The organism is Vreelandella sp. 2A-K22 (assembly GCF_054065485.1).
Genome location: NZ_JBSUGC010000002.1, coordinates 289,013 through 315,918, shown reverse-complemented (window position 1 = coordinate 315,918; position 26,906 = coordinate 289,013). Strand labels below are relative to the sequence as shown.

Sequence of the window (26,906 nt, the reverse complement as noted above, 5' to 3'; positions counted from 1 at the left end):
ATAAGGAGAAACCGGGTGGAAACTGTTGAACGCGATGTAATGGATTTTGATGTCGTCATTGTCGGCGCGGGCCCATCCGGGCTTTCCGCCGCATGCCGACTAATGCAGCAAGCCAACGAGGCTGAGCAAGAGCTCACGGTTTGCGTCGTTGAGAAAGGCTCAGAAGTTGGCGCACATATTTTATCGGGCGCGGTCTTTGAACCTCGCGCACTGGCGGAACTGTTTCCAGATTGGGAAGAGCGCGGCGCACCGCTCAATACCCCGGCGATTCGCGATGACGTTTTCTTGCTCAAAGACGCCGAAAAAGCGCAGAAAGTGCCCAACGCCTTGGTACCTAAAAGCATGCATAACACCGGCGGCGAGCTTACCCGCTATGTAATCAGTGCAGGCAATCTGTGCCGCTGGCTGGCGGAACAGGCAGAGGGCCTCGGCGTAGAAATCTTCCCAGGCTTTGCCGCCCAAGAGGTCATTATTGAAGAAGGCGCCGTGCGCGGCATTCTGATTGGCGACATGGGTGTTGCCGCAGATGGCACCCCTAAAGATGGCCATATGCCGGGCATGGAACTACGCGCCAAATACACGCTGTTTGCCGAAGGCTCGCGGGGGCATTTGGGCAAGCGCTTAATCAAAGACTTCTCACTGGATGCAGGACGCGACCCGCAACACTACGGCATCGGCCTTAAAGAGCTGTGGGATGTGCCTGCCGACAAGCATGAGCCTGGGCTTGTGTTGCATGGTTCTGGCTGGCCATTAGATAAAAACGCTCACGGCGGCTGGTTTCTTTACCATGCGGAAAACCAGCAGGTGGTGGTGGGTTTGATTATGGATCTGGGCTACCAGAACCCGTGGCTCTCGCCCTTCGACGAATTTCAGCGTATGAAGCATCATCCGGTACTTAGTCAGTATCTGGAGGGGGGCAAGCGCGTGGCTTATGGCGCCCGGGCGATTACCAAGGGGGGCTTTAACAGCCTACCCAAAATGACCTTCCCCGGCGGGCTATTGATTGGCTGCGATGCGGGCACTCTCAACTTTTCCAAGATCAAAGGCCTGCACACCGCCATGAAGTCTGGTTTGGTTGCCGCGGAGAGCGTATTTGAGGCGATCAAAGGTGGTGATGAAGGCGCCCAGGAGCTAACGAGCTTTACCCAGAAATGGGAAGCCAGCTGGGCCTACCAAGAGCTTAAAGAGAGCGCCAGCTTCGGCCCCGCGATCCATAAATATGGCACCGTGGGCGGTGGAGCATATAATTTTGCTCACCAGTTGCTGGGCAACAAGCTGCCTAACGTCCACGACACCACCACAGACTATGGCGCCCTCAAGCCTGCAGCCGAGTTTGAAAAGATTAACTATCCCAAACCGGACGGCAAACTCTCCTTCGACAAGCCTACCTCTGTGTTTCTGTCGAACACCAACCATGAAGAGGATCAGCCGTGTCATTTGCGCCTGGACGATCCTGAGCTACCGATCCGCGAAAACCTGCCCAAATACGCAGAACCGGCGCAGCGCTACTGCCCGGCCGGTGTTTACGAAGTGGTAGAGGATAGCGCGGGCCAGCCACGCTTTCAGATCAATTTCCAAAACTGCGTGCACTGCAAAACTTGCGACATCAAAGACCCAGCGCAAAATATTACCTGGGTAGCACCAGAAGGCGGTGGCGGACCCAACTACCCTAATATGTAAAGTAGTCGGCTAAACCTGTGCACTGCTTGCCCTACATTGGCTGTAAAAGGGTAAGCGGTGTCTGTCTGGGCTATTTCTCCCTTTGACAGCTCTCCTCTGCTGATAACGGTCTATTACTATAAAAGCCGTGAAAAGGGAGACTGGAGTGGCTGCCTATGAAATGGGACTGCTCATGAGAAGCGACCCCTTTCGCGAACACCTGCATCCCTAGACGTTTACCCAACTCAATGACCGATGACGATAACTGCTGGTCGCGACGAGTGCCTGATAAGCGCTTAACCAAAGAAGAACTTACTTTTAACGTATCGACAGGCAAAGCGTTTAAGTCAGATAAAGAAGAATACCCTGTACCAAAATCGTCAATGACTATCTTAACCCCGAGTTTTTTAATCTCGGCAAAGAGACTCGCCGTACGCTGAACATCCTGCAGCAGCATGCTCTCTGTCATTTCCAACTCAAGTAGCCAGGGATCCATTCCAGTAGTGGCTAATGCCTCCTTGATACTCTCCACAAAGCTGTTGTCGTAAAATTGGCGTGCAGAAATCTTGACCGCCATCGTTAATGCGGGAAACCCTTCTTGTTGCCACAGCATGCTTTGCCTACAGGCATTTTCGAGCACCCATTGAGCGATAGGCATGGCCAAACCGCTCTCTTCAGCCAGGGGCATGAATTGGGCGGGTTCCAGCAATCCAAGCGTTGGATGCTGCCAACGAAGCAATGCCTCCATGCCAAGCGTGCTACCTACTTCGACGTCATGCTTTGACTGGAAGAACAACCTAAACTCATGACTCACAAGCGCACGATGCAGGCCAGACTCCAAGGTTAAACGCACATCCATCTCCGCACTTAATTCATCGGTATAGAACTGGACAGTGTTTTTGCCCAGCAGCTTCGCCTGATACATCGCCATATCAGCGCTTTTCATTAATGTTTGCTCGTCAAGCCCGTCAAACGGATACAGCGAGACACCAATACTTACCGAGACATGGCACTCCTGGCCCGCTAGCATAAAGGGCTCTCTGATGGCTGAAAGAATTTTTTGGGCGATGGGCTCAATCTGGTCTCGTCGACTAACCTTACTCAAAAGGATGACAAATTCATCGCCCCCTAACCGAGCGACGACATCACTTTCACGCACCGAAGTGGTCAGTCGACTTGCTGCTTCTTGCAGGAGATGGTCTCCGGCATCGTGACCCAAGGTGTCATTGATTAACTTAAAGCGGTCAAGATCCAAGAAAAGCAGCGCGAAGGATTCACTATGGCGACCGCCAAGCTTCACGGCCTGAGTAATCAAGTGGCTCAAAAAGGCTCGATTAGGCAAATCGGTTAGCGTGTCATGGAAAGCTAAGTGTTCGACCTGCTGAGCATGTGATACACGCTCTTCCATTACCCGCCGCCGCGCCCACTGAAGTTGCCAGCTCAAACGACCGAGTATAGCCAGAATGATGAGTAGCAGGCCGCTAGTCCAACCGGCCCGCTGCCAATAGTTTCGCGCAAGCTGGTGAGCTGCGGCCAACTGCTCCTGGGCAGAGAGCCCTACCACGATCGAGAGTGGAAAATCATACAGCTCGCGCACCAGTGTGTAACGCTCAACCCCTTGCCAGTGGGTCATAAAGGGCGCACTAACAGCATCCAGTGTGCTACTTTTCCAGGCTCCTATATCCATTAACTCGCCTGAATGGATCACATCTCCAGAACGCCTGACCCGTACGATGCCATCCGCACCGACGAGTGCCAGCATGCCCTGCTGGCCCAAAGATCGAACTTCATAACTGCTCACAAAGTAATTGGCATCAATAGCGATGATGACCCAGCCTGAGCCTCCCCCTTGCGCAGATTCTTGCTCAGGCCTTAATGGCCGAGTAAAGGTAATCTGGTTAGCATCCTTTTCTCCCACGGCTAAGTAATCATCGTCCAGCATTGCTTGCGCAGGAGGCGTTAGGCGCTGCCCAAGCAGCCCAGGATCAGTGGTCTCAACAACCATGCCCTGCGAATCAACAATACTGATGGTAAAAAGCAGTGCGGGAGGCAGCAGCCGCTGCTCATTTAACACACTGAGCACGCTCGAGTGATTGCTGTTATTGGCGGTAAAACGTACTAACTTCAGTGTCGTGTCAATTTCCCTGAGGGCCCTTACAACCCTTGCTTCGTAGGTGTCGGTGATTTCACCCACGGACAGCTCTGCCTGACGCTCAATGGACATACGCTCTTTATTGACTAAAAAATAAGTACTTCCCCATATAACCAATAACATCATAAAAGCCACGATGCTGAAGAGTACCAGTGGCTCTACAAGATGATGTGACCATCGATGAATAAAGGCTCTGGATGAGCTGACCCGGCTCGGGCCTCTTGGGTCATTGAGACTACTCAATTGTCACCACTCTCAAACGCTCATCAAGAAAGGAAGGGTCTATATAGCCCAGTGCTTTTGCATCACTGACTAATCGCTCTACCACTGCGCGACTATTAGCCAGCGCTTGGGGCGGCTGCCCTCGCCCGGTAAATATCTGCCTGGCCCAGTGTGCCTTGATCTGCGCAGGGGTTTGCCCCGTGTAGCGGGTGTAGAACTCACTTCTCGCTGCCGTACCTTCAGTCAGATCCAAGGGCACCACCTGTGCTCCGTTAACTATTAGCGTGCGGCGCCCTAAATAAACATCCCTTAAATCGCTGCTGGTAAGGCGAGTAAAAGGCGCCTCGGCTGATACCACCACCAATACTTCGGCTGAAGCAGGATGATAAGTCATGCTCAACATCGCCCCCAATAAGAGGCTGATTCCGGATCCAGTTAGACGTTTAAGCATGGCCACTCTCCTTAAAACACAAAGTCGAGCGAAAGGCTGAACAGGTTAATACGTCCACCTGGGGTAAACTCGGGCTGTTGATTAATCAGCCCCCCTGATGTCCCTGAGCGCATATCGATGTGATCATATTGGGCCGTAAGAGCCATACCCGGTCTGAAATCCCAGCGTGCACCAACCGTTATGCTTTCTTGCTGTATTCCGCTGGATAGTAGCTCATTCAACATCCCGTTAAGGAGCTGGGCACCTTCTGCAAAGGGCGATGGATACAGGGCAGCATTTAGCCCAGGCTCTGACGTATTGCTGGTGACTTTTGCTCGCGCCACACCTACATACGGTGTCCACTCGGCGACACGGTAACCTAACGTCATGTAGGCTCCTTCGCTCTCCCCTAACAGAGAAGGCGACGAAGAGCGTGCCCACTCGCCCATAACAAACCATGACCCGGGGTCATAACCTAACCCTAAGCTCAGCAGGCTCGTACGCTTACCATCAACTTCGTAGCGGCTAGCAAGCTGTTCACCGGGTAGACCAAAGAGGCGGTAAACATCGAAGAATTGTGAGAGTTCATCTGCGCTTACTTTCAGTTCGCCGTAGCTGGCAAACAGGGTGGCATCCCCCCAATGAGTATGGTGAGAAACACCCCAGGAATCGCTGGCGTCGATACTACCCGTTGAGTAATCAACGCTGCCACCACCAAAATTCAACTGCAATTCATTGGTAGTCTCCCCTACTGGGTATCGATAGCGCATATCAACACCGTCAAAATTAGCCACCGGAATTAGACGATAAACTTCTTGCGGAGGCCGCACCCATGGAGTGGCGTAATTAACTTTACGATGTTCAGAAGCCATGAATGAGCTCTGCACCATACGCCCAACGCGGAAACTAAGATTAGGGGTAATGTCATATTGAACATTCGCCCATTCAATCTCAGGTGCGTAAGAACCGTCATACCGCTTCTCGCTGATTACTTGAACAACCGAGGAAACGTTAGGCGTGATATGCAGAGTAGCTTGAAGCCCTAAGCGGCTATCAACTTCTGCGCTCCAATCATGGCTGTATCCAGCACCTTGTGAAGCAAAAGGGTCATTAACGAAGTCGGCATCTTGCTCGTTAGAGTGAACGACTCCCAGCGTGCCAAAACCATTGAATTCAAGATTAGGTAGGGAGTTATCAGCAAGCAAGGCACCACTTTGGGTAACGATCAAAATGGCACAAAGCCAAGTGACTTGCCTTACCATGCTCGTTCCCTATTTCATTAGTTATATACTATGAGCTGCTGAGTATTAACTCGGTAGAAGTGTGGGTATTAAATCGGCAGGGCGATGCTAAGTCAAACAGCTCTAAAGCTTAATTTGAATTCAAATGTGAAAGAGTGTGTACTATTGACAAATCAATGAGTTACCCAGCAAGCGTTGAGCCATTTTCGAGTAGTTCAATGGGTGCGCGGCGGGCAATGAGTCGCCTTCGCCCTGCCTGATCAAAACGCACATCAATGACCGGGTCGCTGGCGCTTCCCTCCACCGCCGCCACTTCGCCTACGCCAAATACCGCGTGATGAAGCCGTTGACCAGGGTAGAAATTCGCCTCTGCTGAATAACCCGCTTTGACCTCATCAACCTGTGCCGGCGCAAGCGCAATATCGTCTCGCCCCAGCCGCATCAGATAGCGTTCAACCAGGCCCACCGATGTCACTTGCAGGGTCGCCGCGGGCGCGCTGGTACTGGCCAAGCAGGAGGCAACCCGCATGCTATCCTGCCAGGCGCTTTCGGCAATAAAGCGACTCGGCCGGTGCACGCCCCCATCATGAAGCACTAATAGCTGCTCCTGGGCGCGGGTAATTGCCACGTAGAAGAGCCGCCGCTCCTCCTCAAGCCGCTCATCGCTGAGCGGGTTATCGCGGCTATAGTGAGGAAAGTCTTCTTCGTTAACACCGGCTACCGCTACCAGTGGCCACTCCAGCCCTTTGGCCCCGTGCACAGTGCTAATCAGCACACCACCCGCCTGATTTTCTACCGGGCGCTCAAGAAGTTCGATAAAGGCATCCGGGTCTTGCACGCTTTGCGCTTGTTCGATCAGCACGTCAAGTAGGCGCACATCCTCTTCGCCTTTATCCCGCCGCGCTGCCGCACGCTTAAGCGTTTTTTCAGCATCAATGCTTTCCACCACATGGCGTAGCAACTTCGCGGGTGGCCATGCACTCAGCTGTGGCAACTCACAAAGCAGCAGCCAGCGCTTTTTCAGCGTGCGCCTCTGGATCGGCTTTAACGCCGTTAACATGGCGTCATGCCGCTCGGGCCACTGCTGAGTAGTCGCCAGTTGGTGCGCCAAGCGCTGAAGCCGCTCACGGGCAACGAAGGGGGTCGGCTGTGAAAGCAGCAGTAACAGTTGCTGCGGGTCGCGAAGAAGATCTGGACGACGCGACAGCTTTAAATAGCCCGCCAAGGCCTGCACCAGCGGCAGACGAAACACAAAACGATCCTCGCGCTGAAGCCGAAATGGAATCCCTGCTTGTAGCAGCGCCAGTTGAAACGGCACCGAAAGCGCCCAACTGCGTACCAGCAAACTAGCTTCGTTAAACGCTCGTCCCTGGGCCTGCCAGTCCATCAACGCATCAAGTAGCAAACGGCTCCCCTGCCCGACTGAGACGCGGGTCTCCGGGTTATTAGCCGCTGCAAGGCATAGCTGATTAGGACGCCGCTGGTTAGCGGCAATGGCATGGTTAGCAGCCAGCGCCAACGCATGACCGTGCCGGAAGGTGGTTGATAGTGGGTAATCGGTCGCTTCGCCAAAGGTGGCGGCGAAATTTTCCAGCATGGTGTCGGGCTTGGCACCGCGCCACTCGTAAATACACTGGTTGGCATCGCCAACTGCCATTACCTCGGCACGAGTGCCCACCAACACAGATAAAAGTCGCTGCTGTGCGGCGTTAATATCCTGATACTCATCAATAATGACATGGTCGAGGAACCCTTCGACGCGACCACGTAAAGCACTATCTGCTTCTAGCGCCAACAGCGGACGATAAAGCAGATCGGCATAAGTCATCACGCCTTCCGCTTCCAATAGCCTCTCTGCTTCGGCAAACGCCGCTGGGAAATAGTCGGTGTCTGGATCAAAATTCAGCCGCTCATAGAGCGCCTCTGGGGTGATCATTTCTGCTTTAACCAAGCCGCAAAAGTGGGCTAAGGTTTCTAGCCGATCCCCTTCCAGAGCAGCATCTCGGCGCTCAACGGCATCACGCAGTACATTAATACTTGCCTGACGAAGCAGCCTCTCTAATTGCCAATCGGCGGATAATAGCTGGCGCGGCGCTAGCGCCCCCCAGCGGCATAAGCTTTGAGTCAAGCGGTGCCCCAGGGAGTGGAAGGTGCGGACATCGGGCAATGCCTGCCCGGCAGGTGCCATTGCGGCTAAACGACGCTGAAAATCATCCTTTGCTGAGCGGTTAAACATCAGCACTAAAATACGTTTTGGCGGTACACCGCTGGCCAATAGATGCAGCACCCGAGCGGCCATGGTGGTGGTTTTGCCTGCCCCGGCCACCGCTGCCACGCGCGCATGCCCGGCCTGATGATTAACAACAGCTTGCTGTTCAGCAGTTAACTTCACGGCGCCTCGCCAAGTAATTCATCATCCACCTGACCCAGCGCAAACCACTGACCGGCACTCGTTAGCCCCAGTTCACTCTTGCCACCGGCCACATCACGGCTTTCAGCCGCCTCAACCAACTGGTAATAGACATTGCGGTGCAAGCGGGCAGCTAGCCCAAAACGCACTGGCAGCTGTGGCACCGCCTCACCTTGGGGGGTTGGGGTTGAGGTGACGGTGAGCGGATGCTCGGCATCTAAGCGAACAACGTCGTCAAACTGGGTGGTAAACCACCAGGCACCGTCACGGAAGTCAGCCTCTACCGCCACCAATGGCAGGTCTTCGACCTTTATTCGCCAGCGCTCTACCGGCGTAACCAGGCAGTAACCCTCGTCATCCAGGCGCAGCAGCGTTGCCAATAGGCGTGTCACCTTGGGGCGGGCAAACGGCTGGCCTTCGTGCGACCAACTACCATCGGCGTGAATGATGATGTTCATATCGCCAGAGAGCGCAGGCTGCCACTCATCGAGTGGAGGAATAGCGCCAGTGCGCCCTTCATCTCCATTACCTTGCTGCAGCAATCGATCAATATTCATCTCACCCACCTCGCTTGAGCGTATTCAAGGCACTTCAGGCTATAGAAGCCCTGAGTGGGCCAACGCCTCTTTAACGTGTTCCGGGGCATCGGGAGCGGCGGCACGAAAAAGCTGATAAAAGTTAGCGGTCGTCTGCATGGCCACTTCATCGACACTGATACCTCGCTCCTTGGCGATGCACTCAGCTACTTGCACCACCCACGCGGGCTCATTGGGCTTGCCGCGATGAGGAACGGGTGCTAGATAAGGGCTATCGGTCTCAATCAGCAGGCGATCCAGCGGCAGTTGACGGGCAAGTTCACGCAGCGGAGCGGCGTTTCGAAAAGTAATAATGCCCGACAGCGAGATATAAAAACCCAGCCGCACCGCTTCACGGGCCATCGCCAAGTCTTCAGTAAAACAGTGTAATACACCGCCCACTCGCGGGTCGCTATATTCACGTAGCAAGGCCAAGGTTTCCTCTTTGGCTTCGCGGGTATGAATAATCACCGGCAGTTCTAACTCACGCGCGGCGATTAAGTGACGCTTGAAGCGCTCGTGCTGAATCTCGATAGGTACGCTGTCGCGATAGTGGTAATCCAGGCCAGTTTCGCCGATTGCCACCGCACCATACTGCTCAGCAGTGTCTTTTATATCGGCAACGCTGGGTTCATTCTCACTGTGGTGCAGGGGGTGCAAACCAGCGGAAATCGCCACATCGTGATGTTCGCGTGAAATGGCCGCAAGCTGCGGCATGTCTTCTAGGGTAACCGCTACAGCAAGAAATTGGCTGACATGGGCAGCGCGGGCGGCGGCCAAAGTGGCGGCAATATCGCCCCCATGGGTCTGGTCGGATAAACGATCTAAGTGACAGTGTGAATCAACAAACATACGGTTCTCAACAAATAGGTCAAAACAGATAGGCCATAACGACTGGATCAGAAAAATGGCATTCAGAGCGTGAACGATGGAGCTGCTTTATCTAATTGACCGGCAAGCAGCGCCTCAATGCGGTCACGCACGGGATAGTCCTGCTGGCTGAAGTGAAGGCCAATGCCTGGCATACGGCGGCCACTCACCCCCTCTGGAGATACCCACACCACCTGGCCGGTAATTGAAAGGCGCTCGCTTTCACCCGGCAGCGTAAGCAGCAAAAACACTTGCTGGCCAAGTGCGTAAGGGGTTTGAGTAGGTACAAAAATCCCCCCGCGATCCAGAAAAGGCATATACGCGGAAAGCAGTGTCGGAACATCCGGAACGGTAAGAGAGAGCGCTTTCTGAGCTGCCATGACGACCTCGCTGCACTGTTTTGAACAGCCGTGGGGGATTGAATAAACACCACTATGAACGCAGCAGCGCCGCCCAGCGCACCAGCCATGCTTCAAGCACTAGCTGAGGATTGGGGTTTGCCCCCACCGCCAACAACCGTCGCTGCTCGCGGGCATAATCGAGCAGGCGAAACCAATCCTGAACACGACCATTTTTCACCGCCTGGCGGTAGAGCGGTTCTAAATCAGGGTTATGCAACACCGCCGCCTCCCCAGACAAACCTAGACGAATCAGGTCTTCCAGCCAGGCGATACCGTACCACAAGATGGCATCAATCGCCTGGCGATCCAGACGGGCCGCCTCTGAAACGGGCTCGGCCCCGCGCACCAGCTGTTCGAAACTGTCGTGAATTTGATGGCGTAAAGCGCGCTCTTCGGGCGCTGCCAGCTCCACGGCGAGCAGTGGTAGCCCACCCGCTACCTGCCACCAGAAGTAGGCTTCGTCAGTGCTGCCCAATTGCTCAATCAACCAACCACGACACGCCTCAAAGGCAACGCTGGGTAGTGACCACTGCTGACAGCGCGAACGGATCGTCGCCAGCATCCGCGACGGCACGTCGGAAAGCAGAATAAACAGGGTTTTGTCACCGGGCTCTTCAAGGCTTTTGAGCAGCGCATTGGCGGCGGCAACGTTCATTGCCTCGGCGGGGGAAACCACAATCACTCGATAACCGCCCTGCTGAGCCGTTTGCGACACAAAGCGATTAACCTCGCGGATAGGGTCAATGCGGATTTGGCGCTTTCCCTCTTCTGGTGAAACCCGCAGCAGATCCGGGTGATAGCCCGATTCCAGCATCGAGCAGCTATGGCAATGGCCACAGGCTTGATCAGCGGGCGAGGCGCATAGCGTTCGGGCAATTAACGCCTCCGCTAACTGCTGCTTACCCACGCCGTGGGCGCCGTGAATTAACAACGCGTGGGGCATCCGTCCACCATCAGCCAAGCGGGTCAAATGCTGCCAGGTGGCTTGGTGCCACGGCATTACGCCGGTTAACGCCATGCCGCGACCTTTGTTAATAGGACTTGCCGGATTTGGCTTTGTACCTTATCCAGTGTGTATTGTGCATCGATCACCGCAAAGCGCTCGGGCGCTTCTTCCGCTCGTGCCAAATAGCCATCCCGCACAGCCTGGAAAAAGTCAGCCTGCTCCTGTTCAAAACGATCAAGCTGCTCATGGCGATCACGCAGGCGCGACTCTAAGCGTTGTCTTGCAGCCTCTTTGGGCATATCGAGCAGTAGGGTTAAATCGGGAGAGAGCCCCTGCTGAACAAAATTCTCCAGCACGGCGATACGCTCCTTGGGAATGCCCCGCCCCCCGCCCTGATAGGCAAAGGTGGCATCGGTAAAGCGATCACACACTACCCACGCCCCTCTTGCCAAGGCGGGGAGTATTTTTTCCGCCAAGTGCTGCGCTCGCGCGGCGAACATTAGCAGCAGCTCAGCGTCGACATGTAGCGGCTCTTGGGGGACAGGATCCAGTAACAGTGCGCGAATAGCTTCACCACGAACGGTGCCGCCCGGCTCGCGGGTACGCACCACTTCCAACCCCTGGGCCTCCAAACACTCGGCCACAAAGCCCACATTGGTGGATTTACCCACACCTTCGCCGCCTTCCAGCGTAATGAAGCGTCCACGCTTACTCATCATGCTCCCTTACAGTGGTCATCAATCATGGGTGATGTGTCATGGCGATTAGCGATTGCGGATATAGCGATTAACGGCATTGTTATGCTCCCGCAGCGTACGCGAGAAATGGTGCGTGCCATCGCCACGGGAAACGAAATAGAGCGTTTCGCCAGGCAGTGGATTCACCGCTGCCTCCAAGGAGGCACGCCCAGGCATGGCAATCGGCGTGGGCGGTATGCCGTCAATGACGTAAGTGTTATAGGGCGTGGCCTCGCGAATATCGGCGCGGGTAATTCGCCCTTCATAACGCTCCCCCATACCGTAAATAATCGTCGGGTCGGTTTGCAGGCGCATGCCCTGCTCCATGCGGCGCTTGAACACACCGGCAATTTCGCGCCGCTCCTCGGGCGCACCGGTTTCCCGCTCGATCAAGGAGGCCATAATCAGCGCTTCGTAGGGGGAGTCAATGGTTAGGTCGTCCGCGCGCTCCTCCCACACCTCTTCCAAAATGCGCTCCATCCGCTCCAATGACTGGCGCAGGATATCGACATCGCTCATACCCAGATGATAGCGATAGGTATCGGGAAAGAACCAGCCCTCGGGAAAGGTGCCTTCTCGATCGAGTAACGTCATCACCTCTGCATCGCTCAACTCCGCCGTGCGGTGGTCGAGTTTCGGCGCCGCATTGAGTAATTCGCGCATCTGCCGAAAAGACCACCCCTCAGGAATGGTCAGCGAGTAGGTAACCACCTTATTGCTACCCAGCAGTGCCATCATTTCCAGACCGCTCATATTCGGCAATAGCTGATACTCGCCGGTACGCAGTTGCGGCACGCGTTCCGGCTCGACCCGCGCTAGCAAGCGAAACGCCCAAGCATCCTCCAGCACGCCCTGCTCTTCCAATTGCGCCACGACCTGATTAAAGCCCGCACCAGAGGGCACTTGGTAAAGCATTGGCTCATCGAGCGCTAGCGGTGCCTCTAATCGGCTCTGCCAATAGAAATAACCGCCTGCTGCACTTGCAGCCCCAACCACTACTAACACCAATAAAGCGGTTAATAACCGTTTCACCATGACACCTCTAGAAAATTGCAGAGCGATATCTAAACACTGGCGTTTAAACAACGCCCAATAGCTGATGTGCCAAGCGCTGGAACGGGTCAGGCTGACTCAGAGGCCAGCGCTGCAGCAGTGAACCATCCGCGGCAAGCAAGGTGGTAACAGGCCATACACCCTGGACAGAGTTGGCCACCCATAGCCGCTCGACACCTGCGAGTTGATGGAGCGTCAGCAACGCCTGAGCGACTGCACCTTGGTCAAGCAATGCAGCACGCAACGTGCCAGCCACGCCGCACTGGTCAAGGAGAGGCGTTAACACTTCCCCCGCCTGTTGCCAAAAAACATTCATACTGGTGGCTTCTACCACAAGGCCTTCACTGTCGGCGAGCAATCCTTCGGCAATAGTGGCATCGACCCACTCTTGGCGGGCCAGTACGTTTTCCAGTCGATTTAGGTGCTTGATACCTGCCAACCGAGGCTGACGGGCCAGCCGCAAATCGCAAAGCCGCACTGTCACGCCTTCCTGCCAGCGCTTAACCGACGGTTGAAACGGCGTTCGACGACTGAGCAGCCGCGGCGTGATCTGATCGGGCTGGGCATAGCCACGCCCGCCGCTGCCTCGGGTCAGTATCAGCTTAAGCACTTCGAACTCAGCAGTGGGATCGCCTTGCCAAGTGGCGTCAAGGGCCTCCTGGCAAGGTAACGGTAGCCCCAGGCGATGACAACCTTGTGCCAGACGCTCCCTGTGATAGCGCCATAGCACCGGCTTTCCCGTACGTAATAGCACCGTTTCAAACAGACCATCACCATACGCCAGCCCACGATCATCAAACGGCACAGATTGATCATCACATAACGTAGGCGTCAGCATCGCTAACTACACCTTCTTAAATAGCAGCGAGCCGTTGGTACCACCAAAACCGAAGGAATTTGAAAGCGCCATATCAATGCGCATATCCCTCGCAGTATGCGGCACATAGTCCAGATTGCAGCCTTCCTGCGGGTTATCCAGATTAATCGTGGGCGGCGCGACCTGATCACGAATAGCCAGAATACTAAACACCGCCTCTACCGCACCGGCGGCGCCCAACAGGTGGCCAATCATCGATTTGGTGGAGCTCACTGCCACGCTGCTTGCAGCGCCACCCAAGACGTTCTCAATGGCACGACTTTCGGCCAGATCGCCTGCCGCAGTGGAGGTACCATGGGCGTTGATGTAGTGAACCGAAGAAACGTCAACCTGGGCATCTTTAATCGCATTGCGCATGGAGAGCGCTGCACCACGTCCATCTTCCGGCGGTGAAGTCATGTGATAAGCATCATCGCTCATACCAAAGCCCACCAGCTCGGCGTAGATATTGGCACCCCGCGCCTTGGCGTGCTCATACTCCTCAAGCACCAGCACACCGGCACCATCGGATAACACGAAACCATCACGGTCGGTATCCCAAGGGCGGCTTGCCGCTTGTGGATCGTCATTACGCGTAGAGAGCGCGCGAGCCGCAGAAAAACCACCCAGGCCCAGCGGCGTGGTGGCCATTTCAGCCCCACCACAGATCATCACGTCCGCATCGCCATAGGCGATGGTGCGTGCGCTATAACCAATATTATGAGTACCGGTGGTGCAGGCAGTCGTAATGGCAATGTTCGGGCCTCTGAAGCCGTGCTGAATCGCCATATTGCCCGAAATCATATTGATGATAGAGCCCGGCACGAAGAATGGCGATATCTTGCGAGCGCCACCTTTGTTGAGTGCGTTGTGGTTATGCTCAATCATGGGTAGGCCACCAATGCCTGAGCCGATAGCCACACCGATGCGATCGGCATTCTCTTCGCTGCACTCAATCCCCGAATCTTCTACCGCTTGGGCGCCCGCCGCCATGCCGTACTGAATAAACAGATCCATCTTGCGGGCATCTTTAGGATTCAGATACGGGCTAATATCAAAGTTTTTGATCGATCCACCAAAACGAGTGTTAAAACCGCTGGTGTCGAAATGCTCAATAGGCGTAATACCGCTTTTACCGGCCACAATGTTGGCCCACGACTCATCAACGCTATTACCCACTGGGGTCACCAGGCCTAACCCAGTTACCACTACCCTTTTCCGTGCCATCAGCTTTCCTCCAGGCATCCATGGTGACGCGACCCACTTGGGTCATTTGCTGCTTAAATTTGGTCAACAGTATAACGGAGATTGAACGTTATAAGCATTGTGGCAGCAAAGCAAAAAAGCCGTCCTGGAAAAGGACGGCTTTTAAGGCGGGTGGCTAGCACCCCACCCTGGTTCGATGCATCGACGCAGCCCTTACTGGTGGGCGTTCACGTAATCGATGGCTTCTTGAACCGTGGTGATCTTCTCAGCTTCTTCATCGGGAATTTCAGTATCGAATTCCTCTTCCAAAGCCATGACCAGCTCAACGGTGTCGAGCGAATCAGCACCCAAGTCTTCTGTAAAAGAAGAGCTGTTTTGGATGTCTTCTTCTTTAACGTTCAGGCGCTCTGCTACAACTTTCTTAACGCGCTCTTCAATAGTACTCATTAACGTACTCCAGTCGTTCACATTAGCCGTTTTTGATAACCAGCTATTTGGAAACCGCAAGCCAAAAGCTGCGGGGTAGTTTATAGACGCCCTTGGGTAGACGCAACCGCCAAGCCCAAGGCCATCAACGCATATTCATGCCGCCATTCACGTGAAGCGTCTCGCCAGTGATATAACCGGCTGCATCACTGGTCAAAAAACCCACTGCTGCGGCGATCTCTTCCGGCGCCCCTAAACGGGCCAGCGGAATTTGCTTAAGCAGCATTTCGTGCTGTGCTTCAGGTAGCGCTTCGGTCATATCAGTCGCAATAAAGCCCGGTGCCACTGCGTTAACCGTAATCGCACGAGAGGAGACCTCACGCGCTAGCGCGCGGCTAAAACCTTCCATACCGGCCTTAGCTGCAGCATAGTTAGTTTGGCCCAGGTTGCCCATGGTTGCCACTACAGAACTAATCGACACAATACGCCCAAACCGAGCCTTGGTCATACCCCGTAAACACGCCTTGCTAACACGATAGACAGATTTCAGATTGGTATCCATGACGGAATCCCACTCATCTTCTTTCATGCGCATCAGCAGATTATCACGCGTGATACCCGCGTTGTTGACCAAAATAGTCGGCGCACCAAAGCGCTCAGTAATCGTTTTCAATACGCTATCGATACTGGCCTGGTCGGTCACGTTAAGACATAGACCTGCCCCTTCAATGCCGTGCTCTTTCAAATCGGCATCAATTTTTTCAGCGCCAGACTCACTGGTCGCGGTGCCAATGACGATACGGCCCTGGCGACCTAGCTCGCGAGCAATGGCCTGACCAATACCACGACTCGCCCCTGTTACCAGGGCAACTCTACTCTCTTGTGTCATAACGTTCTGCCTCTAACCGTGTAATCAAGCAAGGATAGTGGATTGCAATCTCTCTTGGTCACGCCTTATCAGCCAAGGTTTCACGCGCCAGCTCAAGCGCGGCTTCCAGACTGTCAGGATCATTCACCGCCAATCCCTTGCTACCCTTCACGATACGCTTATTGAGGCCAGTCAACACCTTTCCTGGCCCGCACTCAATGAACACCTCCACGCCTTGATCCGCCATGGCTTCAACACAGGCGCTCCAACGCACCGGCTGATAGAGCTGCTCGACTAGCCGCGTGCTCAATGTCGCGGTATCGGCATGGGCCTGGGCATCGACGTTTTGGATGACACTGTAGCGCGGCGCCCGCAGCTCGATAGTTTGTATCGCCTCTGCCAGGCGCTCGGCCGCAGGGCGCATCAATGCACAGTGCGAAGGCACGGAAACCGGCAATGCCATGGCACGCCTGGCACCGGCTTCCTGGCAAGCAACAATAGCTCGCTCAACGGCTACTTTAGAGCCCGCTATCACCACTTGCCCTGGGGAATTGTAGTTGACCGCTGAAACAACGTCGCCCTGGGCAGCCTTTTCACAGGCGGCTTCAACCGCATCGTCTGCCAAGCCCAGGATCGCCGCCATGCCGCCTTCGCCAGCAGGCACTGCCGCCTGCATGGCTTCTCCGCGCAGACGTACCAAGTTGACGCCTTCGGCAAAGCTCATGACGCCTGCGCACACCATAGCGCTGTATTCGCCTAGGCTATGGCCCGCCATCACTGTCGGCCGCGGCCCTTCCAGCTCTTGCCACACACGCCAAATGGCGACGCTGGCAGAAAGCAGCGCAGGCTGGGTGCAAGCGGTTGCATTAAGCGACTCTTCGGGACCTTCTTGGACGACTTTCCACAAATCGTAGCCCAAAGCATCCGACGCTTCCTCAAATGTCGTTCCCACCACACTATAGCGCTCGGCAAGCTCTCGCAGCATTCCAAGCTGCTGAGAGCCTTGCCCGGGAAAAATGAGGGCAAGGGGTTGAGACATGTCGTTCACCTTTGCTCTTGTAGGCATTTGCTCATATGAGCGATAGGCGAGGTTATTGGCACATCCTGATGCCACCTATAAACCCGCAAAAAAGTTAAATCGTTATTATCTGATCATGGCTGGCCTGTGCCATCGTTTTCACTTGATGGCGCTTGCCAGCGGCCTGCGATCCGCGCAGGTAAGTTATGTTCTACTTCCTGCAGGGCGCGATGAATAGCGTAGTAAAACCCATCGGCATGAGTACTGCCGTGACTTTTCACTACGATACCGCGCAACCCCAATAAACTGGCCCCGTTGTAGCGCACGGGATCAAGCTCTTGCTTTAAGCGCTTTAACACAGGCTTGGCCAGTAGGCTTGCCAAACGACCACTTAGGCGCGACTCAAACGCCATCTGCACGCGTTCAACCAACATACTCGTCAAACCTTCGCTCGCCTTGAGGACAGCGTTGCCCACAAAGCCATCACACACCACCACATCAAGCTGGCCTTTAAACAGGTCGCCACCCTCAGCATAGCCTTGATAGTCGAAACCACTACCACTGGCATACTCGCGCAGCAGACGATCAGCCTCACGTACGCTCACACTCCCCTTGGTGGCTTCAGCGCCAACGTTGAGTAGCGCCACGCGCGGCACCGCAGTGCCATCGATACACTGCGCCATCGCCGCCCCCATCAGTGCAAAATCGACCAGTCGATGGGCAGGGGAATCCACGTTGGCGCCTAAGTCCAGCAAATAGCAGCGGCGCCCTTGGCGGGCTGGGATCGCGGTACTGATTGCCGGACGAGAAATCCCCTCGACCATCCCCAGTTCGCGCCTTGCCAAGGCAACAAGCGCTGCCGTATTGCCTGCGCTTACACCAGCCACAGCTTCACCCTGGGCGACGCACTGCAGCATGCGCACCATGCTCGTTGCCTCGCCTCTGCGCAACGCCCAGGCCGCTGTTGCCCCCGGCATTACGCTATCGGGCGAATCACGCGCCACCAAACGTGAAGTTGCCGCAGCCAGAGGCTGCGGCAAGCGCGAAAGCTCAGCAATAATCTGCTGACGCGGGCCAAACAGAACCAGCTCAAGACCGGGGTGTTCTAACACCGCCCTTGCGGAGCCTGCGATAATCGCATGAGGGCCTTGGTCACCCCCCATCACATCAATCGCTAAGCGCATACCGCACTGAGTCCGTTTAGCCGCTTAGTAATGCAATTGAGGCTTATACCTCAACCACTTTACGACCACGGTAGAAACCGTCTGGAGAAACGTGGTGACGCAGGTGAGTCGTACCGGTTTCTTTGTCCTGAGACAGCGTCGGAGCGGTCAGCGCATCGTGGCTGCGACGCATGCCGCGCTTGGAACGAGTTTTACGGTTCTGTTGAACTGCCATGGGGGTTTACTCCAAGGTATTTAAGGTAAAGGGTGCTTATTTTTTGCCTTTCAAGACATTCAGCACCGCGAAAGGGTTCGTCGCTGGCGCTGTATCTGACGCCGCGCCTTCTGTTTTGCTGACCAGCTGCTCCGCCGAGACATGACATTCGGCTTCATCGTGATAGACCACCTGGGGCAGGCTGAGAATCAATTCATCCTCAACTACCGTCAGAAGATCCAGCTGTTCCTTTTCCACCAGCACCGGTTCATGACTAGCAGGCAACTCGGCCGCCAAGGCTTCATCAGTGACCATTCCAAGCAGAAAGTCACTACTCACCTCTTGAGGCAGCGGCACTAGGCAGCGTCGGCAGGCAAGCGCCAACGTCGCTTGCAAGTGGCCACGAATTTCACGACGGCCTTGAGCATCGACACCAAACTCAAGCACGACATGACAGTCGCCGGTTTGGTCACCCGCTTCTTCGGCAAGACGTGGCAGCTTATCCAGCGCTACCAGGCCTTCGATTCGTTCGTGGCGGGCTGCGAGCTTATAAGGCTCCACCCGACTGGGGAGTTGTGAGGTCAACATAGGCGCGCAATGATAGGCACTCCCCCTGCTGGTGTCAAAGCTGTCGGTGTATTTCTTCATCGCTTCCTCAATAAATAACCAACATAGGCCTCAATAAACAGCCGACATGGGCACAATTCGCAGCTTTCGCTACACTCTACTGCTTTGCCGTCCCACTAGCGCAACCACATTAGCCAGGAGTTATACTGTGACCTCACCCGCCATGACCGAGCCATCAAGCACTCAGTCATCAACTGCGCAGTCCTTAAGTACAGAAAATACAGAGCTAGTGCTTGCCTCAAGCTCACGCTGGCGGCGTGAGCTGCTGGATCGCCTACAACTCCCCTACCGGTGCCATTCACCGGATATTGATGAAACGCCGCATAATGGCGAAACACCACACGCACTGGTACATCGCCTAGCACTTAGCAAAGCCAACGCCGTGTCGGCTCACTTCCCCCACCACTGCATTATAGGCTCCGACCAGGTTGCGGTATTTGAAGGCGATATTCTTGGCAAACCACATACCACAGAAAAGGCCTGCGCTAACCTTGCCCGCTTTTCTGGCCAGCGCGTCACCTTCCTGACCGGTTTAGCGCTACTGGATACTCGCCACCAACGCCATCAAGCCCATGTCGAGCCCTTTGAGGTCGTGTTTCGCACTCTTAGCACGCAAGAGATTGAAAACTATGTGACCAAAGAGCAGCCCCTAGATAGCGCTGGCAGCTTTCGTATGGAAGGCCTTGGCATTGCGCTGTTTGAAAGACTGGAAGGCCGTGACCCCAGCGCCCTGATTGGGCTACCGCTGATCGCGCTCTGCGATATGTTGCGCCAAGCGGACCTGGATCCGCTTGGCGCGCCCTAGGGCCCAGGACGTAAATTGGCGATCAGAAACGAAGCGGGGTGTTAGGCGCCTTAATGCCTAGCACTTCAGCGGCAACCTCGGTAAAACGCCGAGTAAAGCGCTCAAATGGATCAAGACTCGGCGTATAGTCCACCCAGTCGATGTTACCTACTTGATCGCGAGACAGCTGTTCGAGACTACCCAACTGATCGACCAACCCTAGCTCGATGCTCTGCTCGCCACTCCATATCAGGCCTGAGAAAATGTCCGAGCTATCACTGAGCCGTTCGCCGCGACCTGCGCGGACGTCATCGATAAATTGGCGATGGGTTTGGCTCAGCACACCTTGCCAAAACGTCTCTGCATCATCGTCCAGCGGCTGGAATGGATCTAAGAAGGCCTTATTCTCTCCTGCCGTAAGCACGCGGCGCTCAACGCCAAGGCGCTCTATCGCCTCCTCAAAGCCAAAACCAGCGTAAATCACACCAATCGAGCCCACTAAGCTCACCGGCGAGGCAATAATCTCATCTGCCGCTGCAGCAATGTAATAAGCGCCGCTGGCACCGATATCCTCAATCACCGCGATAATCGGCTTATCACCCTGCTCGCGCAGGCGCATGATTTCCGCATAGATACGCTGAGACTGAACGGGGCTACCACCGGGACTATTAATGTGCAGCACCACAGCAGCAGCGCTTTCGGCATCCCAGGCTCGGTTTAACCCTTGGATGATGCGCTCCGCATTGGCTGGCGAATCGCTGGCGATTACGCCATTAACCTCAACAATGCCCAAGTGGCGTTGGGTGGGCGTTGCGACACTCGGCGAATCCCAGAACAGGCTATAAAGTGCGGCAGACAGCGCCACCAGCACAACAGCGAGAAACATCAGCCGGAAAAACAGCTTCCAGCGGCGGGTACGCCGTTGCTCGGTCAAGACACCGCCTATCCAGTGATCCATCATTTCCAGCTGCGCTAATCGCTGGCGTTCGCGCAGGGTTTCGGCATCATCACCTGGCGCTCCTGAGGTCTGCTTAGCCCCCTTACCAGGCGGAACCTCGGGCCCTTCAGTCCAGGGATCCTCCTTGAACTCGTTGGTCTGGTCACTATTAACCGGGCCATCATGACCCTCTTGCGTACCCTCTTGGCGGGTTGGATCGTCACTCATAAAATGTCCTTATAACCGATCAAAAAGCTCGTCTACGCTATGGGCAATCCACTTGGGTTCGCTCATTGCCAGGCGCTCAGGCGCATGCACCCCATAGCTTACCCCCACCCGATCCATGCCCATCGCCCTAGCCATTTCCATATCATACTCAGTATCGCCGACCATCACCGCCCGCTCGACCGGCACCGCAAGCTCAGCCAGTAACTCTGAAAGCATCTGCGGGTGCGGTTTGGAGCGGGTTTCATCCGCGGTACGGCTGGCATGAAACCACGCGCCGCTGCCGGTCTCAGTAAAAATACGGTCAAGCCCGCGACGGCTTTTACCTGTTGCCACTGCTAAACGCTGTTGCTCATGCCCGCGCAAACGGGCGATATGCGCTTCGACACCGCTAAAAAACGCCATTGGCGTGGTATCAGCCTGCACAAAATGGTGCGCGTAACGCTCGCGAAGCCGCTCGGCCTGAGCAGGCAATATACCTGGGCAGAGCTTGGCAATTGCTTCGGGCAGCCCCAGGCCAATAATATCTTCAACCTCCGCCGCTGAAAGCGCACCCCACTCGGCCTCCAAAGCAGCCGCCTGCATACACGACACAATCCGCGGCACTGAGTCCATCAAGGTGCCGTCCCAATCAAATATAATTAGCTCGTACTGCATGGCAGCTCCCTGTAAAAGGCAACGCGGTGAAAAAGAAGTTATTGACGGGCGCGTTTGAGCGCTTCTTCCAGAGCTTCTGGCAGCGGCGCTTTGACGGTAACCGGGCGGCCGTTAGTGGGCTCAGGAAAGGTCAGCGCTCGCGCATGAAGGAACAGACGTCCCAGCCCTAACTGCTTGGTGAGCAGACCACTTTCACGGGTAGCATACTTATCGTCACCTAATAACGCATGGCCTGCGTGGGCGGCATGTACGCGAATCTGGTGGGTACGGCCCGTGACCGGCTCAGCCTCTATAAGGGTTACTTTTTCGAAGGTTTCAACCACCGAAAAATGGGTGCGCGACACTTTCCCGTTGGGATCTACCCTTACCCTCCGCTCGCCGTTACCGGCATCAAAGCGGTCTAACCGAGCACTCTCATAGGTTTTCCGCGCTGGCCAGCGCCCACTGACCAGGGCCAGATAACGCTTATCCATACCGTGCTTTTTCAGCGACTCGTTCAGCGTCACCAGCGCATCGCGCGACTTGGCCAGCAGCAAACAGCCAGACGTATCGCGATCCAAGCGGTGAACCAATTCCAGAAAGCTCAGATCATCGCGCACTTGACGCAGCGCTTCTATTAAACCAATTTTAACCCCGCTGCCACCATGCACTGCTAAACCAGAAGGTTTATTAAGCACCATCCAATCGGGGCCTTCCATAATAACGCTGCCTACCAGGAGGTCGCGCAAATTATCACTGACTTCCTTCACTGCTTCGCGAGGCGCCAAACGCAGCGGCGGAACGCGTACTAAATCCCCCGCTTGCAAACGGTAATCCACCTTCACGCGTTTTTTATTAACGCGCACCTCGCCTTTACGTACGATGCGATAAATAAGCGCGCGAGGCGCCCCTTTGAGCCGCGTCATGAGAAAATTATCAATTCGCTGCCCTGCTTGCTCCGGGGCGATATCCACCCACTGCACTTCACGCCCTTCGGACATTACTGCTTACTCCTGCTTAAAAACGGCATTCTAGCGTAGACCCAAGGGCATTGCGTCAATTGCTGGTCGTAGTCTTTACTGTTATATTCGAAATCGTTCACCAGCTAAGCGCAGAAAGCTGTCTTGTCTAGCGCTAGTGACTAGCTGTTCGATAGCTAATTGATTAAATTTGTTAGCAGAGAGCATCACCGCTGAGCTTGGTTAATGCGCCTGCCCGACTAACACGCAGGCCTGAACGCAAAAACGGCACCAGTGTACGCATTGCCCGTTTTCCAGTATTAAAACTGATCTTAAAAATGCAGTAACTCTGCCGCCCGTTTTTTATGCCGGCAGAGGAAAATAAGCCTTGCCCTCAACGGCAGGCAGCAACTAAACAACGCCACGTCCTGAGCAGCTCCGCCTTATTCGTCACAAGGCGATGACTGACTCCGGGCGAAAAGTTCAACGCTGTGCCGGTGGCCGGCGTTGGTGAATCGATGAATGCCAGGTGTTGGCGGTGTCAGCAGGGCCGGATGGACGTGACAGCCACCGGAACACGTCCTGCCTCCGCCACGTACTCAACGCCCTATCGGCCGGGTTGGCGATGATGCCTTCCCGGCTTGACGCGTCAGCATTGCAATGCGCCGAGCACAAGCACGCAGCACCCAGCGATTCGCCTACGTCACCCAATAGGCAGTTCGCCGGCACGCAACGCTATGCGAGACACTATGAAACGGATGCTTATCAATGCGACCCAGCCCGAAGAGCTGCGTGTCGCTTTAGTTGATGGACAACGCCTATACGATTTAGATATCGAATCCGGCGCAAGAGAACAGAAAAAAGCCAATATCTATCGCGGTAAAATCACCCGCGTAGAGCCCTCCCTGGAAGCTGCCTTCGTTGACTACGGCGCCGACCGTCACGGCTTTTTGCCCCTCAAGGAGATCTCTCGCGAGTACTTTGTCAAAGACGTTTCCGGACGTCCGAGCATTAAAGAAGTGCTTAAAGAGGGTCAAGAGGTCATCGTCCAGGTCGATAAAGAGGAGCGTGGCAATAAAGGTGCCGCGCTAACCACCTTTGTCAGCCTGGCTGGTCGCTTTTTGGTATTGATGCCCAATAACCCGCGTGCAGGTGGCATTTCTCGCCGTATCGAAGGCGACGAGCGCAGTCAGCTTAAAGACGCCATGGGTCAGTTGACCGTGCCGGATAAAATGGGCCTGATCGTGCGCACTGCAGGCATTGGTCGCAATCCGGAAGAGCTCCAGTGGGACTTGGACTACTTGGTTCAGGTGTGGGAATCGATCACCACTGAAGCTGCCAAGCGCCCTGCCCCGTTCCTGATCTACCGTGAATCCAACGTCATCATTCGCGCCATGCGCGACTACCTACGCCAGGACATCGGCGAAGTATTGATCGACAGCCCCGAGATTCACGCCGAAGCGCTGAGCTTTATTCGCCAGGTAATGCCCTCGTACCAGCAGAAGATCAAGCTCTACGCGGACGAAGTACCGCTATTCTCGCGCTTCCAGATCGAATCACAAATCGAAACCGCCTATCAGCGCGAAGTGAAGCTGCCTTCTGGCGGCTCGATTGTGATCGATCACACCGAAGCGCTAGTCTCCATCGATATCAACTCCGCACGCGCCACCCGCGGCAGCGATATCGAAGAGACCGCCCTACAGACCAACTCTGAAGCCGCCGATGAAATCGCCCGCCAGCTGCGCCTGCGTGATATCGGCGGTTTGGTGGTTATTGACTTTATCGACATGGGGCCTGCACGCAACCAGCGTGAAGTTGAAAACCGCATGCGCGATGCCCTCAAGCTGGATCGCGCACGGGTACAGATTGGGCGTATTTCACGCTTTGGCCTGATGGAAATGTCCCGCCAGCGCCTGCGTCCCTCACTGGGGGAAACCAGCGGCGTGGTCTGCCCGCGCTGTAATGGCCAGGGCACCATTCGCGATGTTCGCTCGCTCTCCCTCTCTATCATGCGCCTGATTGAAGAAGAGGCGATGAAAGAGAATAGCGCGCAGATTCGCGCCATTCTACCGGTACCCGTGGCGACTTACCTGCTCAACGAAAAACGCAGCGTGCTGGCAGATCTAGAGTCTCGCCAGAATGTTCGCGTAGTACTGCTGCCCAATCCTGATATGGATACGCCCCACTACGACGTGCAACGCCTGCGTGATGATCACCTGGACGAGGATGACACTCAAAGCCTATCGAGCTTTGAGCTCTCCACCGACACCGAAGTAGGCAAAGAGCCGACACCGAGCTTCGTGCCGCCCGCTCAACGCGCCGAAGCCGCCGTCAAGAGTGTCACCCACAACGCTCCCGCCCCGGCATCGCTGCAAACGGAAGAGAAAGCGCCCGCTGCAGCTCCAGCGGCCAAAGCAGCACCGGTGACCAGCGAGCAACCCAGCGTTATTGGGCGCTTTATCCGCGGCTTCGCCAAACTGCTCGGTAGCGACGAAAGCAATACCGAAGCCACGCCAGAGCCCAAGGTTGAAACACCGGCTCCGCGCAAGCCAAGCGAGCGCAAAACCAATCAGCGCAGCAGCGAGTCGCGGCAAAAATCGTCGCGAGGCGACAACGCCAGCCGTAACGAGTCGCGCAGCGACAGCAGCGCCCGCCCCGAGCCAAAAGCAGAACAGAAAGCTGACCAAAAAGCCGAGCAGCGCAGTAACACGCCGCGCCCTGCCAGTGACGACAGTAGCGATAAGCGTAGCGGCCCCAGCCGTACCCGCAACCGCCGTCGTCACCCCCAGCAGGACGATGCTAACGGTCAAGAATCAGCCAAAGCACCTCGTAAAGAGAACCAGGCTGATAGCTCTTCCAAAGACAGCCCTAGCAAAGACAGCTCCACGAAAGAGGGCTCTAAAGAGAGCACCAGCGGCAAAAGTGCAGCGCAGAAAGAGTCGCGTCGTGATGGTGGTGACAAAAACCGCGACAGCCAGCGCGATGCAACGGCCAAGAGCTCAGAGTCCAAGAACTTAGAGACAAAGCAGGATGACGGCAAGCCGAAGCGTACGCGTAACAACCCGCGTAACCGCACGCGCACCCAGGCGATCAATCCTCAGGCAGAAGCTGAGCAGTTAAAACTGCAGGCCGAGGCTCAGAATGAAGCGTCAGCAGTAACACCAGAGCCGGCCGAAGACCCTGCGGCAGAAGAACAGGTGGGTAAAGCAGCGACAAATGACACAACGATTGCATTAGGATCGGACGCGGGGAATACCGCTGAGCCAGAAGCGGCAGCAGCCGATGCGCCTGAGTCCGACGCCGAGCAAGCGGACGACGCAACGACCGCCGACCGCCCCGTGGCAGAAAACGCTAAAGCGCGCAAGTCGACGCACCAGCGCCGCCAGCCTAAAGCGGCTTCACCGGCGGAGCAAACGTCAACTGCCAGCACCGTTGAGCAGGATGAGGCCGCCGCCAAACCAGGCGAACCGGAGGCCACAGCCAGCGATGAGCAGGCAGCACCATCGGAGGTGACCTCAGCAACAGCCAAGGCGAACGCAGAGCCAGCTGTAAGTGAGAAAACCGACGATAGTCAGCAGCCCAGTGCTAGCGAACAGGCAGCGCCTGAAGCCGTCGAGCCGCCTGCGGCCAACGCGATTGATCCAGCCGCACCTATTGAAGAGGCGGCCTCCCCTGCACCTTTCAATAGTGCGGATACGGATCAAAGCAGCGACGAGCGTCAGCCCGAAGAAGTTTCAGCTAAGACCCAAACTCGCCAGGAAGCGGCAAACCCAGAGGTTGCTGAAAGCACTTCTGACAGCGTTGCCGCAGCCTCTTCAAGCGAAGAGCCTGCCAGCAGCGAGCCAAAGCAAGACAGCGCAGAAAAAGGTGTTGAGCCTAAGAGTGTTAAAGACACAAACTCTGAAGACAGAAGCGTTGAAGAAAAAAGCGCTGAAGAGAGTAGCGCTGAACCTAAGAGTTCTGATGATAGCTCTGACGGCGGTTCTGACAATAGCTCTGAAAAGAGCAGTGACGAACTAGCAGCGACTGAAACACCTGCGACTGAAGCCACTGCAACTGAAGCAGACGCTCAACCGGTCACCAGTGAAGCACCCGCTGAAGCCGCAGTAACTGAAGAAGCGCCTAAACCCCGCCGCCGTCGCACACGGGCCCACAATGACCCGCGTGAGAAGCGCAAACAGGCGCAGCAAGACACACGCTCCGAATAGATCGATTCGGGCGTATTGTAATAACAAAAATCCCCGCTTCGGCGGGGATTTTTGCGTTATGTGCACCTTAGAGGCAGGGCATA

24 protein-coding genes are annotated in these 26,906 nt (G+C 55.5%); 3 read left to right on the top strand and 21 right to left on the bottom strand.

Annotation, left to right across the window (positions count from 1 at the left end; translation table 11 throughout):
• Nucleotides 1-15: 15 nt before the first annotated feature.
• Nucleotides 16-1,680, top strand: coding sequence for an electron transfer flavoprotein-ubiquinone oxidoreductase (locus tag ACW17M_RS03760; protein ID WP_009286425.1), 1,665 nt, complete (start codon nucleotides 16-18; stop codon nucleotides 1,678-1,680).
• 70 nt (nucleotides 1,681-1,750) lie between these two features.
• Here the strand turns inward: ACW17M_RS03760 and ACW17M_RS03755 are convergent, their stop codons facing one another.
• From ACW17M_RS03755 to ACW17M_RS03670, 18 genes are all read right to left on the bottom strand, one after another.
• On the bottom strand, nucleotides 1,751-3,937 hold the full coding sequence (locus ACW17M_RS03755; RefSeq protein ID WP_457546923.1) for a putative bifunctional diguanylate cyclase/phosphodiesterase: 2,187 nt from the start codon (nucleotides 3,935-3,937) through the stop codon (nucleotides 1,751-1,753).
• A 109-nt stretch (nucleotides 3,938-4,046) separates the two neighbouring features.
• Nucleotides 4,047-4,484, bottom strand: a complete 438-nt coding sequence (locus ACW17M_RS03750; RefSeq protein ID WP_022523865.1) for a hypothetical protein — start codon at nucleotides 4,482-4,484, stop codon at nucleotides 4,047-4,049.
• 11 nt (nucleotides 4,485-4,495) lie between these two features.
• Nucleotides 4,496-5,725, bottom strand: a complete 1,230-nt coding sequence (locus tag ACW17M_RS03745) for a porin (RefSeq protein ID WP_342584610.1) — start codon at nucleotides 5,723-5,725, stop codon at nucleotides 4,496-4,498.
• Between the two features lie 160 nt (nucleotides 5,726-5,885).
• A complete protein-coding gene (locus ACW17M_RS03740; protein WP_174788133.1) occupies nucleotides 5,886-8,096 on the bottom strand; it encodes an ATP-dependent helicase in 2,211 nt (736 codons plus the stop codon).
• Nucleotides 8,093-8,671 carry a DUF1285 domain-containing protein gene (locus ACW17M_RS03735; RefSeq protein ID WP_457546922.1) on the bottom strand — a complete coding sequence of 193 codons (579 nt, stop codon included), beginning with the start codon at nucleotides 8,669-8,671 and terminating at the stop codon, nucleotides 8,093-8,095. Before ACW17M_RS03735 ends, ACW17M_RS03740 begins: the two co-directional genes overlap by 4 nt.
• A 39-nt stretch (nucleotides 8,672-8,710) precedes the next feature.
• On the bottom strand, nucleotides 8,711-9,541 hold the full coding sequence (locus ACW17M_RS03730) for a TatD family hydrolase (RefSeq protein ID WP_009286419.1): 831 nt from the start codon (nucleotides 9,539-9,541) through the stop codon (nucleotides 8,711-8,713).
• 62 nt (nucleotides 9,542-9,603) lie between these two features.
• Nucleotides 9,604-9,939: a PilZ domain-containing protein gene (locus tag ACW17M_RS03725; protein ID WP_022523869.1), complete on the bottom strand. Its 336-nt coding sequence runs from the start codon at nucleotides 9,937-9,939 to the stop codon at nucleotides 9,604-9,606.
• Nucleotides 9,940-9,991: 52 nt separating this feature from the next.
• Nucleotides 9,992-10,978 (bottom strand): DNA polymerase III subunit delta', encoded by a 987-nt coding sequence (locus ACW17M_RS03720; RefSeq protein WP_022523870.1) that lies wholly within the window; start codon nucleotides 10,976-10,978, stop codon nucleotides 9,992-9,994.
• On the bottom strand, nucleotides 10,969-11,622 hold the full coding sequence (gene tmk, locus ACW17M_RS03715) for a dTMP kinase (RefSeq protein WP_022523871.1): 654 nt from the start codon (nucleotides 11,620-11,622) through the stop codon (nucleotides 10,969-10,971). The genes ACW17M_RS03720 and tmk overlap by 10 nt, the downstream gene beginning before the upstream one ends.
• A gap of 48 nt (nucleotides 11,623-11,670) precedes the next feature.
• The gene (gene mltG / locus ACW17M_RS03710; RefSeq protein WP_022523872.1) at nucleotides 11,671-12,678 is read right to left on the bottom strand and encodes an endolytic transglycosylase MltG; all 1,008 of its coding nucleotides are present in this window, start codon (nucleotides 12,676-12,678) and stop codon (nucleotides 11,671-11,673) included.
• A gap of 43 nt (nucleotides 12,679-12,721) precedes the next feature.
• Entirely contained in the window at nucleotides 12,722-13,534 is an 813-nt protein-coding gene (gene pabC / locus ACW17M_RS03705; protein ID WP_457546921.1) for an aminodeoxychorismate lyase, read from the bottom strand.
• Between the two features lie 6 nt (nucleotides 13,535-13,540).
• Nucleotides 13,541-14,779 (bottom strand): beta-ketoacyl-ACP synthase II, encoded by a 1,239-nt coding sequence (gene fabF, locus ACW17M_RS03700; protein ID WP_041158069.1) that lies wholly within the window; start codon nucleotides 14,777-14,779, stop codon nucleotides 13,541-13,543.
• Nucleotides 14,780-14,971: 192 nt separating this feature from the next.
• A complete protein-coding gene (gene acpP / locus ACW17M_RS03695) occupies nucleotides 14,972-15,205 on the bottom strand; it encodes an acyl carrier protein (protein ID WP_008956801.1) in 234 nt (77 codons plus the stop codon).
• A 124-nt stretch (nucleotides 15,206-15,329) separates the two neighbouring features.
• Nucleotides 15,330-16,073 carry a 3-oxoacyl-ACP reductase FabG gene (fabG, locus tag ACW17M_RS03690; RefSeq protein WP_009286414.1) on the bottom strand — a complete coding sequence of 248 codons (744 nt, stop codon included), beginning with the start codon at nucleotides 16,071-16,073 and terminating at the stop codon, nucleotides 15,330-15,332.
• 58 nt (nucleotides 16,074-16,131) lie between these two features.
• A complete protein-coding gene (fabD, locus tag ACW17M_RS03685) occupies nucleotides 16,132-17,091 on the bottom strand; it encodes an ACP S-malonyltransferase (protein ID WP_022523876.1) in 960 nt (319 codons plus the stop codon).
• A 113-nt stretch (nucleotides 17,092-17,204) separates the two neighbouring features.
• Nucleotides 17,205-18,254: a phosphate acyltransferase PlsX gene (plsX, locus tag ACW17M_RS03680; protein WP_342584614.1), complete on the bottom strand. Its 1,050-nt coding sequence runs from the start codon at nucleotides 18,252-18,254 to the stop codon at nucleotides 17,205-17,207.
• Between the two features lie 43 nt (nucleotides 18,255-18,297).
• Complete coding sequence (gene rpmF / locus ACW17M_RS03675) at nucleotides 18,298-18,468, bottom strand: 50S ribosomal protein L32 (RefSeq protein ID WP_007114757.1); 171 nt, start codon at nucleotides 18,466-18,468, stop codon at nucleotides 18,298-18,300.
• 36 nt (nucleotides 18,469-18,504) lie between these two features.
• Nucleotides 18,505-19,035: a YceD family protein gene (locus ACW17M_RS03670; protein WP_041158158.1), complete on the bottom strand. Its 531-nt coding sequence runs from the start codon at nucleotides 19,033-19,035 to the stop codon at nucleotides 18,505-18,507.
• 202 nt (nucleotides 19,036-19,237) lie between these two features.
• Between ACW17M_RS03670 and ACW17M_RS03665 the strand changes: the two genes are divergently transcribed.
• Nucleotides 19,238-19,879, top strand: coding sequence for a Maf family protein (locus ACW17M_RS03665; RefSeq protein ID WP_457546982.1), 642 nt, complete (start codon nucleotides 19,238-19,240; stop codon nucleotides 19,877-19,879).
• Between the two features lie 22 nt (nucleotides 19,880-19,901).
• On the opposite strand, the gene sppA is transcribed toward ACW17M_RS03665, so the two are convergent.
• From sppA to ACW17M_RS03650, 3 genes are read right to left on the bottom strand one after another with little or no spacing between them, the layout of a single operon-like run.
• The gene (sppA, locus tag ACW17M_RS03660; protein ID WP_141441266.1) at nucleotides 19,902-21,023 is read right to left on the bottom strand and encodes a signal peptide peptidase SppA; all 1,122 of its coding nucleotides are present in this window, start codon (nucleotides 21,021-21,023) and stop codon (nucleotides 19,902-19,904) included.
• A 9-nt stretch (nucleotides 21,024-21,032) separates the two neighbouring features.
• Nucleotides 21,033-21,677, bottom strand: coding sequence for an HAD family hydrolase (locus tag ACW17M_RS03655; protein WP_027959108.1), 645 nt, complete (start codon nucleotides 21,675-21,677; stop codon nucleotides 21,033-21,035).
• Between the two features lie 38 nt (nucleotides 21,678-21,715).
• Nucleotides 21,716-22,657, bottom strand: coding sequence for an RluA family pseudouridine synthase (locus ACW17M_RS03650; RefSeq protein ID WP_009286408.1), 942 nt, complete (start codon nucleotides 22,655-22,657; stop codon nucleotides 21,716-21,718).
• 707 nt (nucleotides 22,658-23,364) lie between these two features.
• Between ACW17M_RS03650 and rne the strand changes: the two genes are divergently transcribed.
• Nucleotides 23,365-26,823: a ribonuclease E gene (gene rne / locus ACW17M_RS03645; RefSeq protein WP_041158066.1), complete on the top strand. Its 3,459-nt coding sequence runs from the start codon at nucleotides 23,365-23,367 to the stop codon at nucleotides 26,821-26,823.
• Nucleotides 26,824-26,906 lie beyond the last annotated feature (83 nt).